Here is a 12,156-nt window from a genome sequence, read left to right on the forward strand (position 1 = left end):
TGCCAGGCTAGACCAGCAGCTCCGCGATCGCGGGCCAGATCAGCAGCGCCACCGCGATCGCCGCGCCGAGCACGTCGGCCGGCCCGAACCGGCTGGGTTCGGCCCAGGTGCGCCGCGTCGCGGTCGCGAAGCCGCGGGCATCCATCGCCAGCGCCTGCTGCTCGGCGCTGCGCAGGGTGTCGACCAGCAGGGCGAGCGTCGCCCCGGCCAGCAGCCGCGGCGAGGCGGCCGTGCCCAGCCCGCGCTGGATCCGGGTGCGCAGGATGATCTCCCACTGCCGCCCGAGGTGCCCGACTCGCACCAGCGCGACCACGGAGGCCGCGACCGGCCTGGCGGGCAGTCTCAGCCGGCCTCCGAGGGCGTCGCCGAGGGCGGTCACCTCCACGCTGCCCAGGGCCAGCACCCCCGGCGCGACGAACATCATGATCCGGGCCGCCTCCTTCAGCCCCAGCAGCCAGGCGTCCCCGGACAGCGCCGGCGCGTCCCCGAGCAGGGCGGTGGTCCAGGCCAGCCCGGCGGCCGAGAGCAGGATCGGGGTCAGCCGCAGCGCCGCGCCGCGCAGCGTGCGCACCGCCAGTGGGCCCAGCAGCACCAGCGGCAGCAGCGCGAGCAGACCGCCCTGCCAGGTCTGGACCGCGAACGAGCCGATGGCGGCGAGGATCCCGATCAGGCAGAGGGTCAGCGGGTTCAGGGCGTCAGCCGGGATCCGGCGGCGCGGCGGGGGAGGAACCCCGTGCTCTGAACCCGGCAGCTCGATCCGGTGATCGGCCCGGGCGATGAGCTCGGGGTCGTGGGTCGCGGCCAGCACCGCGCAGCCGCGCGCGGCGGCCTCCTCGAGCAGGTCCAGCACGGCGCCGCGGCGGCGCGCGTCCAGCCCGACCGTCGGCTCGTCGAGGACCAGCAGGTCGGGCTGCTGGGCGAGGGCGGCCGCGAGTGCGGTGCGGCGCTGCTCCCCGCCGGCGAGCCGATAGGGGTTGGCCCCGGCGAGATGGGCGAGGCCGGCGCGCTCCAGGAGCTCGTCCGCGAGGTGCTCGTCGTCGGCCCACGGAGAGGCCAGCAGCTCCTCGCGCACGGTGGCGGCGACGAACGAGTGCTCCGGATCCTGGGGGACGACGGCGATGCGCTCGCGATCCGGGCGCCGGACGGTGCCGGTCGCGGGGCGCATCGCCCCCAGCAGGGCGCGGACGACGGTCGTCTTGCCGGCGCCGCTGGGCCCGGTCAGCACCGTCAGCTGCCCGGCCCGCGCCTCCAGGCCGACGGGGATCGTGACGCCCCGGCGCGGCACGGTGACCTCCTCGAGGGAGGCGACCACCGTCCCGGGATCGCTCCCGCTCGGACGCCGCGGAGACGGGCCGGCATCCGGCGGCGCCTCCCGCCCCGCCAGCACTCCGGCCTCCTCGAGCAGGTCGCTCTGGGCGGCCAGCACCGTCCGCGGGTCCCCGTCGGCGAGGATCCGGGCCTGCTCGCCGAGGACCACCAGGCGGTCCACGTGATCCAGCCAGGGCTCGATCCGGTGCTCCGCGACGACCAGGGTGCGGCCCTCGGCGCTGGCCAGGATCGCCGAGCGCACCTGCTGGGCGGTCTCGGCGTCGAGCATGCTCGTGGGTTCGTCCAGCAGCAGCATGTCCGGGCCGAGCGCGAGGGCGCCGGCCAGGGCGACGCGCTGCTGCTGCCCGCCGGAGGCCTCCAGCGGGCCGCGCGACGGCTCCAGGTCCACCTGCGCGGCATCCAGCGCCGCCGCGGCCCGCCGGTGGACCTCCGGCCGGGGCAGGGCCGCGTTCTCGGGCCCGAAGGCGACATCGCGGCCCACGGTCGCGGCCACCAGCGCGTGCGCGGGATTCTGCAGCAGCAGGCCGCGCTCACCGGGCCGGGACGAGACCGCCATGTGCCCCGAGAGCTCGCCGGCCTCCTCATCGAGAAGACCGGCGAGGGCGCGCAGCACCGTCGATTTCCCGCTGCCGCTCGCGCCGGCGAGCAGCACGCGCTGACCGGCGGGGATGCTCAGGTCGAGGTCGGCGACCGTCGGCTCCCGCCGCGAGTTCGGGCGCCAGCTGACCCGGGACAGCGCAAGCGCGGCCCCGGCGGCGGACTCCCTGGTTCTCACGCCGCAGTCCTCACGCCGCGGCGGCGCGGGCGTGCTCCCGTCCCGCGGCGAGCGAATCCACCGCGCCGGTGGCCACCAGGGCACGGGTCGCGGCCCAGCCCAGGCCGCCGCCCAGCGCGGCGCCGGAGACGAGGAAGAACCCGAGCAGGATCAGGGCGAAGGGCCAGCTCATCTCGGGGTAGTAGGCGAAGCGCTCCCAGATCCATTCCAGGCCGCCGGCGAGGACTCCGCCGAGGACGGCCACCGGGAGCGTGAAGCGGCGGTACGCGGTCAGCGCGACGGCGAGCTCGACGCCACCGCCCTGCAGCAGCCCGGAGACCACGGTGCCCCAGCCCCACTGGCCGCCCAGCAGCATCTCGAGGCATGCCGCGATCATCTCGGCCAGCAGCGCCGCGCCGGGCTTGCGGACGATCAGGGCGGCGAGGACGGCGGGCAGGAACCAGATGCCCACCAGCAGACCCTCGGCGGGGCGGAACGCCATCGTCAGCGGGCTGATCAGGGTGTAGAGCTGGCCGTACCCCAGGAACGCGACGCCGAAGGCTGCCCCGATCATGACGGTGACCAGCAGATCAATGGTGCGAAAGCGTGTCATCACTTCTCCTTCCTCTCACGGAAGGGGCGCACGGCATCATCGATGCCGCACGGATATCCCGACTCCCTACGCCGGTGTGAACCGGATCAGGTTCGAGGGTCTGCGCAGGTTCGCGCACTCTCAGCACCCCGTTGGTGCTCCCCTGTCAGTGGATGACCGGCACTCAGGATACTCCCTCGGCGGTGGCGTCAGCGCCGCGCCCGGATCGCCTGGTCGATGGCCGCGGCCGTCGCCTCGGGGTCCTCGGGCGTCAGCAGATACCCGGTGCCCTCGCGGCCGACGATCTCGACCATGGTCCCCGGCCGGGTGACGACCATGCGGTAGGACTGCCGCGCCTCACCGCCGGTCAGCAGCTTCCGGTCGCCGACGGGCCGCAGCTCCTCGGGCCGGGCGGGGATCACCATGCCGCGGCGCCATCCGTAGCCGCCGAGGCTCGCCCCGACGGCCGGCTGCGGCACGATGCGGTACTGGACGGTGCGGAAGCCGGCCAGCGGCCACGTCGGGCGCGGGAGGAACCCGCCGAGGCTCACCGTGAGGCCGCGGTCGTCGACGATGAAGCGCGTGTGCTGGCCCATCCAGGTCCACAGCGCCAGCAGGGCGAACACCCCGGCGGCCGGCGGCACGGCGGCCACGAGGCCGCGCTGGGCCAGCACCAGCGCCAGGACCGCACCGAACAGCAGGGTCAGGGCGATGCGGGTCCACCCGACCCAGGAGGGCCTGGTGGTGCCGACGTAGAATGGCGCCTCGGGCCTCACGGGATCCTCACCGTCGTGCTCACCAGATCGACACCCGCTCCTCGGGGGCGCGGTACATCCCGTCGCCCTCGCGCACGCCGAAGGCGCTGTGGAACTCGTCGAGATGGCCGGCGACCGTGTTGCAGCGGAACTCCATCGGCGCGTGCGGGTCCACCGCGAGCCGGCGGATCGCCTCCTGCGTGCGGTTCTTGCCCCGCCACACCGTCGCCCAGGACAGGAAGATGCGCTGCAGACCGGTGTACCCGTCCAGTTCGGCCGCGGCCTCCTCGGCGGACCGGCTGGCCAGGTACGCCTTCACGGCGATGGAGAGACCGCCGAGGTCGCCGATGTTCTCGCCGATGGTGAGGGCGCCGTTGACGCGGTGGGAGTCGTCGAGGTCGCGCGGGGAGAGCTCGGAATACTGGGCGATGAGGGCGGCGGCGCGGTCGTCGAAGGCCTGACGGTCCTCGGCCGTCCACCAGGTGACCAGGTTGCCGTCCCCGTCGTACTTCGAGCCCTGGTCGTCGAAGCCGTGGCCGACCTCGTGGCCGATGACCGCGCCGATGCCGCCGAAGTTCACGGCGTCCTCCGCCTCGCCGTCGAAGAACGGCGGCTGCAGGATGGCGGCGGGGAAGACGATCTCGTTGCGCCCGGGGTTGTAGTAGGCGTTGACCGTCTGCGGCGTCATGTGCCACTCGGTCTCGTCGATGGGGCCGCCGACCTTGGCGTACTCGTAGTCGGCGTCGAAGCGGCGTGCGGCGCGCGCGGTGGCGACCAGGTCGCCGGGGACCACCTCGAGCCCGTCGTACTCGCGCCAGCGCTCGGGGTAGCCGATCTTGGGGGTGAACTTCTCGAGCTTGGCCAGCGCCTTCTCCCGGGTGGCCGGCGTCATCCACTCCAGGGTCCCGATCGAGCTGCGGTAGGCCTCCAGCAGAGCATCGACCAGTGCGGTCATGCGCTCCTTGTGGGCCGGCGGGAAGTGGCGGTCGACGTACTCGCGGCCGACGGCGAAGCCCACGGCGCCCTCGACGAAAGCGACGCCGCGCTTCCAGCGCTCGCGCAGCTCCTCGGCGCCGGAGAGCACCTTCCCGAAGAAGGCGAAGTCCTCCTCGACGATGGCCGCGGGCAGGTAGGGGGCGTACGAGGAGACGGCGTGGAGGGCCAGCCAGGTGCGCAGCACGGCGAGGTCCTCGCCGGCCAGCAGCTCGGCAGCGGCGGAGACGAACTCGGGCTGGCCGACCGAGACCACGTCGAAGACCGATTCCGGGGCTCCGGTGCCCTCGATGTAGGCGGTCCAGGGGAAGGCAGGGGCCAGCTCGCGGCGCTGCGCCTCGTCCATCGGGTTGTAGGACTTCTCGCGGTCGCGCAGGCGCACGACGTCGACGTGGCATCCGGCCAGGCGGGTCTCGAAGTCCATCACCGCGGTGGCCTGTGCGTCCGCATCGCCCTCGACCAGGCCCTCGCGGCCGGGCAGGCCGGTCAGGCGGGCGAGAGCGGCCAGGTGCTCGGTGTAGGCCTCGCGGATCTGCCCGTAGTGCTCCTCGCGGTAGTAGGACTCATCGGGCAGGCCGAGCCCGCCCTGATGCAGTTTGACCTGGTAGCTGGAGGAATCGTGGTCGTCGGTCCACACGTAGGCCAGCAGGGCGCTCGCGCCCGAATCCGGGGCGGCCATGGTGCGGGTGATGGCCTCGAGGTCGTCGGCCGCGGTGATGGCGCTCAGCATGTCCTCGAGGGGCGCGGTACCGGCCGCCTCGATCGCCTCGGTGTCCATGAACATGCGGTACAGCGCGCCGACGCGGCCGCGGTCGGTGACGGGTGCTCCCTCGGCGGCCCCGTCCCCGGTCCCCGCCGCCTGCTCGACCTCTGCCGCCGCCTGCTCGACGATCTCCCGCACCCGCTCCTCGGAGAGGTCGCGCAGCTGATGGAAGGCTCCGTCGCTGGAGCGGTCCGCCGGGATCCGGTGCTCGCGCAGCCATCGCCCGTTGACGTGGCCGAAGAGGTCGTCCTGGAGGCGGATGCCCGGATCGACCTGGTCGAGGACGAGGCCGGAGTTCACGGTGGTCTCGGACGAGGGGGCAGTGGTCATCATCGCTCCTGCGGGATCGGACGGAGGGGACAGGTGTGGGGGTGCGCCGTCAGGGGGTCGCCAGACCCAGCGAGGCGAGGGCGAGGGTCAGCAGGCCGATCACGAGCGGGGCGTACGCCCAGGGGGACCGGGAGCGCTGCGCCGGCGGCCGGCGCTGGATGACCAGGGTGGACAGGCCCGAGCCGACGGAGAGGACCGCGGTGCCGATGGCGAGGACCGGGGACATGATCACCAGGGCGGTCGCTCCCACCTGGAAGGCCACGGTGCCGATCACGTCCAGCAGCCGCATGATCACGGTGGAGCGGGCGCCGACGCGTCCTGCGAGCAGCGTCGAGACGGCGTCCTCGGACCATTGCGAGGGGCGCGCGATGCGGCGACGGGTCGCGACCGTCTGCACCGTGGCCAGGGCCAGCCACACGATGGCCGCGCCCGCGCCGACCCACACGCCGAGCTCGGCGCGGATGTCCGCCGGCCACAGCAGCATCGCCAGCAGCACCGCGGCCACGCGCAGCACCTCCTCGATCGTGCTGCGCACCGCGAGCAGCCCTGGGTTCACGGCCAGCTGCCGGCGGGTGCGCGCGACGAACAGGCTGGTCGCGACCAGGGCGAGCAGGTGCGAGGCGCCCAGGGCGACGCCCAGCAGGAGCACCACGGGGCTGGTGGGGGCCAGCGGCAGGATCGCCAGCAGCAGGACCACCCCGAGCACGGGGATGATCAGGGCGAGGATCGAGTAGCCCTGGACCAGGCCGCGCACCAGGTCGGCGCCTGTGGGCGGGTGGTCGTGGCCGGTGTGGTCGTGCGGGTCGGCGCAGGCCTGCTCCGCGGGCTGGCCCGTGGTGCCGGGGCGGCCGGAGGTGTCGGTCATGGAACTCCTTCGAAGTCCCTCTCAGGGTAGCGGGGCTCAGGAACCATTCCGGTCGGTGTGGAACGATGTGAGCGTGAGGACCGACGCTGCTGAGACCAGGGGACCAGGGCTGACCCCGGTGCAGCGCCAGCGCGCCATCGGTTCCGTGGTGGCGGCGGCCACGGGAGACGCTCTCGGCGCCCCGTACGAGTTCCACGCTCCGGTGGTGGCCTCCGAGGACATCGGCATGATCGGTGGCGGAGTGCTGGGCTGGCAACCGGGGGAGTGGACCGACGACACGTCCATGGCGATCGTGGTGCTGGAGGCCGCGATCTCCGCGCCGGACGGGCACGATCTGCGCATCGAATCCGCTCAAGATCACATCGCCCGCGAGTGGTACTCCTGGTCGCTGGGCACACCGGATATCGGCACGCTCACCTCGACGGTGGTGCGTCGCGCCGCGGACCTGGCGTGGGCGGACGGTCACTACGCGCCCAGGGCGGCGGACTTCCGCGCCGCGGCGGCCGGTGCGCACGAGGAGCTTCCGGCCAATGCCGGCAACGGGTCGCTGATGCGCACCCACGTCGCGGTCCTGCCCTACCTGCTCTCGTCCGACGACGACGTGGCCGACGCGATCGACGTGGTGTGCCGGCTCACACACGTCCATCCCGATGCCACCGAGGCCTGCATGCTGTGGGGCTTCGCGGTGCGCCACGCGATCCTCACCGGGGAGCTCGACGTGCGCCGCGGCCTGTCCCGGCTGGACGACGAGCGCCGGGCGCTGTGGATCGACCGCATCGAGGAGGCCGAGGCCGGGACCCCCGTCTCGTTCCGGCGCAACGGTTGGGTCGTCGGCGCGTTCCAGGCGGCGTGGTCCGCGATCACCGTGGTCAGCCCGATCCCGCAGGGCAAGTTCGACCAGCGCGACGCCATGGTCGCCGCCCTGGATGCGGCGGCCCGCGCCGGGTACGACACGGACACCGTCGCCTGCATCACCGGCGCCCTGCTCGGGGCCGCGCTGGGGCCGAAGTCGGTGCCGCCGGAATGGCGGCGCATGCTCTTCGGCTGGCCCGGCTACGAGGTCGACGAACTGATCGGCCTGGTCGACCAGGTGCTCGAGCCGATGCTCGCCCCTGCCGGCGAGGAGAACTGATCGTGTCGGAGCGAGGCTGGGATCTGCGCATCCTCAGCTGGAACCTGTGGGAGCTCCGGGGCGACCTGCGGGCCGCGATCGAGACGATCGTCGACCTCGAGCCCGACGTGCTGCTGATGCAGGAAGCGCCGCGGTTCGTGCTGCCGACGGCGCGGCTGGCCTGGTTCGCCGGGCAGACCGGACTGCGCGTCCTGGTCGGCGGCGCGGGCGGCCGGGGGCTGGCGATCCTGGCGAGCGACGAGATCGCCCGGCAGGTGATCCGGCGCGGCGCCCATCCCGTCGCCCAGCGGCTGAGCGACCTGAACTCGACCTACCCGCGTGGGGTGGCCGCCGTGCGGCTCTCGGTGCCCGGTGGCGGCGCGGTCGTCGTCTCCTCCACGCATCTCGCGCTGCAGGAGGAGAACCGCATCGCCCACGCCGAGCACCTCAGCGCGCTGGTGCGCGGGGCGGGCGCGCCGGTGATCGTCGGCGGGGATCTGAACGAGACGGCCGACGGTGCGGCCCGCCGCCTCCTCGCGCCGGTGCTGGAGGACCCTGCGGAGCCCTCGGAGCTCACCTTCCCGGCGGCCCGTCCTCTCCGACGGATCGACGCGGTGATGACCACGCCCGCGGTGCAGGTGCGCCGAGCCGGGGCGGTCACCTCGACGCAGCGGGTCCCCGCGGAGCGTCTGGCCGGCGCCTCTGACCATCTGCCGACGCTGCTGGACGTGACGGTCCGGGGCTGAGCGGCCGGGGGTCGCTGCGCCGATCCCGATCACCGCACCGGGTGCAGACCCGTCCGCAGCGCGATGAGGTCGTCCTGGCCGCCGACATGACGGATCGCCACGCCGTTCTCGTCCCGGCCGACCACGGTGAGCTGGGTGCGGTAGGCGTCGATCGCGCGATGCACGGCAGCGCCCGTCCCGGGATGCTCCCGCCAGGAGATCCCGGTCTTCTCACCATCGGTCTCCTCACCAGCGGACTCCTCACCGGCGGGCCGCTCACCGCTGGCGACCTCCACGAACGGGATCCCCGTGCGCCGGCAGGCCTCGAGCGTCACGTGGTGGGCGTGGACGTGGTCGGGGTGCCCGTACGAGCCGTCGTCGTCGTACCCGATCACCACATCGGGACGGACGTGCTCGAGGAGGGCCACCAGATCGGTCACCGCGTCCTCGAGCGGGCGATGCGTGAAGCTCGTCGGCCCCGCCGTGTCGGACGGGCCGGCGAGCCCGTCACGCACCCACTGCATCCCCGAGTCGCGATACCTGCGTGGTGCGGCACCGGGGGCGAGGGCCGGAGCCGTGCCGAGCATGTGCCGTTCGGCGACGCCGAGCGCGTTCGTGGCGGCGTCGATCTCCGTCTGACGGATCTCTTCGAGGGAACGGGGATCGTCCGCGGCGACGGAGCCCGGCACGATCTCGCCCTCCTCGCCGCGGGTCGCGGTCACCAGCACCACCCGGGTGCCGGCGGCGGCGAGGGAGGCGATCAGGGCGCCGGTCGAGAGGGACTCGTCGTCCGGGTGGGCGTGGACGGCGAGCACCGTCCCGGCGTCGTCGAGGAGCTGCCACGGATCCCGCGTCATGCCGACTCCCCGCCGGAGGGATGATGATCCGCGCCGTCGCGGCCGACGATGCGCGCGTACAGCGCCGCCAGGGCCTGGGCCCCGCTCTCCCAGGTCCGGGTGGCCGCGAAGTCGCGAGCGGACCGCACGGCGTTCGCATATCCGTCGGCGTCGCCGAGCAGTGACTGCACGGCCTCCGCCCAGACATCGGGATCCCGGCTGCTCAGCACCACGCCGCCGGGGCCGACGGCTTCCTGGACCCCGCCTGCACAGCGCCAGGCGACGACCGGGGTCCCGCTGGCCTGCGCCTCGAGGGCGACCAGCCCGAAGGTCTCGGACCAGCTCGTCAGCAGCAGCGCGCCGGCACAGCGCATCGCCTCGGCCAGCTCGTCGCGACCCATCGACCCGGCGAACTCCACGCGGTCGGCGACACCGAGCTCCTCCGCCCGGTTCTCGAGCTCGCTGAGGTACTCCTCGAAGTCCTGGGAGGCACCCCCGGCAAGGACGAGGCGCGCATCGAGCGCGGGGTCGAGGTGAGCGAGCACCTCGAGGGCGTGATCGGGTGCCTTGAGCGGCTGCAGGCGTCCGGTGAACAGCAGCGTCGGACGGTGGCGCCGCTCCTCCAGCGAGGAGCACGGACGGAAACGATCCACGTCCACGCCCGGCCGGATCACGGCGAGCCGGTCCCCGGTGACGCCGTAGCGCTCGCCGATGGTGCGTGCTTCCGCTTCGGAGACGGAGACGACGAGGTCCGAGCCGTCGGCGACGAAGCGCTCACCCGGGATGCGGCCTGCGGATTCCGCGGGCTCCCCGGCGTCGAGGCTCTCGGCGTCCTCGGGGGCCGCCACGGAGTGGAAGGACTGCAGGTGCGGCACGCCCAGCTCGCGCGCGACGGGCAGGGCGGCGACCCCGCTGAACCAGTGATGGGAGTGGACGAGGTCCCAGGTCCCGGTGGCGAGGCTCCGGTGCAGGGCGTCCCGGAAGGGGCCGATCGCCTGCTCCATGTCGCTCTTGGCGAGGGGAGCGGCCGGGCCGGCGTCGAGATGGTGCAGCCGGACGCCCTCGGCGACCTCGATCACGGCCGGGGCCTCCGGGTCGCTGCGGCGGGTGAAGAGGTCGACCTGGTGGCCGAGGCGCGCGAGCGCCAGCGCCTGTTCGAGGACGACGACGTTCATCCCCCCGGCATCGGCACCACCGGGATCCTCCAGAGGCGAGGTGTGCAGAGAGATCGCGGCGACGCGCAGCGGAGCGACAGGCATGCCAGCCATCCTAAGCGGCGGAAAGAATAGGCCGTTGTTCGCCCATGACGAAACAAAGGGCGTCCTGGGTCACGGGAAGTTGAAACGGCGATCAGCATCATAGAGCCTGAGGGCCATGGATACGGCGGAGAAGGTTGATTGGGCGGCACTCAATGCCCATGCGGCGGGCCGTCCTGCCCGCCGGCTCGTGGCGAACGCGATCGCGGCGGCCGGCGGTGATCGGCACCGTGGGGTCGTCCTGGATCTCGGCGCAGGCGCCGGGGCCGACTCGCTGCAGTTCGCGCGCCGTGGGTGGACGGTGCATGCCTACGACACCGATGACACCCTGGCCGGTCGTCTCGTGGAGAACGAACGCATGCCCGGCTCGGTGCACTTTCACCACACCGACATCGCGGCGGTCGAGGAGTTCCCTCGCGCCCAGATCGTCTACTCGACCTACACGCTGGGTCTACTCGGGCCGACGGCCCTGCCCACGACCTGGGCGAAGCTCGTCGACGCCCTTCCGCGCGGGGGCGTGATGGCGGTCGACATGTTCGGCACCAATGACACGTGGGCCGAGCGCTCCGATATCGCGACTCTCCCGCTCGAGGAGATCGATGCGATGTTCCGCGGCTTCCAGATCATCGACCGCACGGTTCGCGACGAGGACGGCCGCTTCCTGGCCGACAAGAAGCACTGGCACGTCATCACGACGCTGGCTCGGAAACTGGGCTGAGCTGGTTCCGGGGCGTCCCTAGGGCGCCCGGACCGTCCTGACTTCTGCAGCTGACCTCAGCAGGCGATCGCGCAGACCTGCTCGTTCGTCCATCATCGCCAGCCGCATCATGGCCCCGGAAGCCAGCCGCCAGCAATGGCCGGCGAGAGCACGGCGCAGCGCGTAAGTGCGCAGTGCCTGCGAAAGCTCCCGCGGCGGCGGGGACGCTGTTGCACCGGATGCTGTCGAACTGAGTGTGGTCGGCCGGTCGCGAATCGACGCGGCAAGAGCCTCCGCGTCCCGCAGGGCGGTATGTGCGCCGTGGCCGAGGTTCGGCGCCATCGCGTGAGCCGCGTCGCCGATGAGCACCACGTTCTCCCGCACCGGATGGACGTGCGGCGCTGTGTGGATTCCATGGACCAGGGTCTGGCCAGGGCGCGCGGCCGCCAGGACGGCGTCGATCGGGTCGCGATGCCCGCCGACGGTCGCGGCCAGGTGCTCCAGATCCTCGCTGACCGACGCGGTGCGATGCTCGGGAAGACAAGCGAACCAGTTCGTGCGGTGACCGGCGATCGGCGTGATGCCGAACAGCCACCCGCCGCCCCAGGTCTCGGAGATCTCCGGGGGAGAGATATCCGCGATGCCGCGCAGTACGGTCATGTGGTGGCTGCGGGCGGCGGTGCGGCCGCGCCACCCCGATCGCCGCACCAGGGAGTGGACGCCGTCGGCGCCGACGAGCAGATCGGCGCCTTCGCGCAGCGGACGCACGTCCTCGATCCGCCGCCGGACCAACCGGACCGTGTCCGGGACGGCGTGCTGGAGAGTCCGCACCAGGTGGGAGCGGGAGACCAGGAGTGCCTCGCCGGCAGGGAGCGAGGCCACTGCACGACCGTCGACGCCACGGATGGTGCCGGCGAGCGGCGCGGTGGAGCCGGCCTGGACGGCCTCGAGCACTCCGATGCGTGCCAGCACGCGCTGCGCCGAGCCGAACAGACCGAGCGCAGTGCCGATCGGCGGAGCGTCGAATCGTTCGTCGATGAGTTCGACGTGGTGTCCGTCCTCGGCGAGTGCGATCGACGCTGCCAGCCCGGCCACGCCGGCGCCGAGGATCCGCACCGTGAGCGGGGAGTGCATGTCTCGTCCTCCATCC

At 73.0% G+C, this 12,156-nt stretch carries 11 protein-coding genes and 1 riboswitch; of the genes, 3 read left to right on the forward strand and 8 right to left on the reverse strand.

Features of this window, described 5'->3' with window-relative positions; translation table 11 throughout:
- Positions 1–7 precede the first annotated feature (7 nt).
- The 5 genes from ACFQRJ_RS10975 to ACFQRJ_RS10995 all read right to left on the reverse strand — a co-directional run bounded on the left by ACFQRJ_RS10975 (position 8) and on the right by ACFQRJ_RS10995 (position 6,381).
- Positions 8–2,104, reverse strand: coding sequence for an ATP-binding cassette domain-containing protein (locus ACFQRJ_RS10975; RefSeq protein WP_377019118.1), 2,097 nt, complete (start codon positions 2,102–2,104; stop codon positions 8–10).
- Positions 2,105–2,114: 10 nt separating this feature from the next.
- The gene (locus ACFQRJ_RS10980) at positions 2,115–2,696 is read right to left on the reverse strand and encodes an ECF transporter S component (RefSeq protein ID WP_377019119.1); all 582 of its coding nucleotides are present in this window, start codon (positions 2,694–2,696) and stop codon (positions 2,115–2,117) included.
- Between the two features lie 46 nt (positions 2,697–2,742).
- Positions 2,743–2,850, reverse strand: a riboswitch (TPP riboswitch).
- A 34-nt stretch (positions 2,851–2,884) separates the two neighbouring features.
- Positions 2,885–3,451: a glycosyltransferase gene (locus ACFQRJ_RS10985; protein ID WP_377019120.1), complete on the reverse strand. Its 567-nt coding sequence runs from the start codon at positions 3,449–3,451 to the stop codon at positions 2,885–2,887.
- Between the two features lie 19 nt (positions 3,452–3,470).
- Positions 3,471–5,516 carry a M13 family metallopeptidase gene (locus ACFQRJ_RS10990; RefSeq protein WP_377019121.1) on the reverse strand — a complete coding sequence of 682 codons (2,046 nt, stop codon included), beginning with the start codon at positions 5,514–5,516 and terminating at the stop codon, positions 3,471–3,473.
- Positions 5,517–5,565: 49 nt separating this feature from the next.
- Positions 5,566–6,381, reverse strand: coding sequence for a hypothetical protein (locus ACFQRJ_RS10995; protein ID WP_377019122.1), 816 nt, complete (start codon positions 6,379–6,381; stop codon positions 5,566–5,568).
- Positions 6,382–6,454: 73 nt separating this feature from the next.
- Between ACFQRJ_RS10995 and ACFQRJ_RS11000 the strand changes: the two genes are divergently transcribed.
- Complete coding sequence (locus tag ACFQRJ_RS11000) at positions 6,455–7,513, forward strand: ADP-ribosylglycohydrolase family protein (protein WP_377019123.1); 1,059 nt, start codon at positions 6,455–6,457, stop codon at positions 7,511–7,513.
- Between the two features lie 2 nt (positions 7,514–7,515).
- A complete protein-coding gene (locus tag ACFQRJ_RS11005; protein ID WP_377019124.1) occupies positions 7,516–8,238 on the forward strand; it encodes an endonuclease/exonuclease/phosphatase family protein in 723 nt (240 codons plus the stop codon).
- Positions 8,239–8,267: 29 nt separating this feature from the next.
- On the opposite strand, the gene ACFQRJ_RS11010 is transcribed toward ACFQRJ_RS11005, so the two are convergent.
- The gene (locus ACFQRJ_RS11010; protein ID WP_377019125.1) at positions 8,268–9,074 is read right to left on the reverse strand and encodes a PIG-L family deacetylase; all 807 of its coding nucleotides are present in this window, start codon (positions 9,072–9,074) and stop codon (positions 8,268–8,270) included.
- The gene (locus tag ACFQRJ_RS11015; protein ID WP_377019127.1) at positions 9,071–10,312 is read right to left on the reverse strand and encodes a glycosyltransferase; all 1,242 of its coding nucleotides are present in this window, start codon (positions 10,310–10,312) and stop codon (positions 9,071–9,073) included. Before ACFQRJ_RS11015 ends, ACFQRJ_RS11010 begins: the two co-directional genes overlap by 4 nt.
- A 115-nt stretch (positions 10,313–10,427) precedes the next feature.
- On the opposite strand from ACFQRJ_RS11015, the gene ACFQRJ_RS11020 reads away from it, so the two are divergent.
- A complete protein-coding gene (locus ACFQRJ_RS11020; protein WP_377019128.1) occupies positions 10,428–11,027 on the forward strand; it encodes a class I SAM-dependent methyltransferase in 600 nt (199 codons plus the stop codon).
- 18 nt (positions 11,028–11,045) lie between these two features.
- On the opposite strand, the gene ACFQRJ_RS11025 is transcribed toward ACFQRJ_RS11020, so the two are convergent.
- Positions 11,046–12,140 (reverse strand): FAD-dependent monooxygenase, encoded by a 1,095-nt coding sequence (locus ACFQRJ_RS11025; RefSeq protein WP_377019129.1) that lies wholly within the window; start codon positions 12,138–12,140, stop codon positions 11,046–11,048.
- Positions 12,141–12,156 lie beyond the last annotated feature (16 nt).

Source organism: Brachybacterium sp. GCM10030252 (genome assembly GCF_042666535.1).
Lineage (GTDB): Bacteria > Actinomycetota > Actinomycetes > Actinomycetales > Dermabacteraceae > Brachybacterium.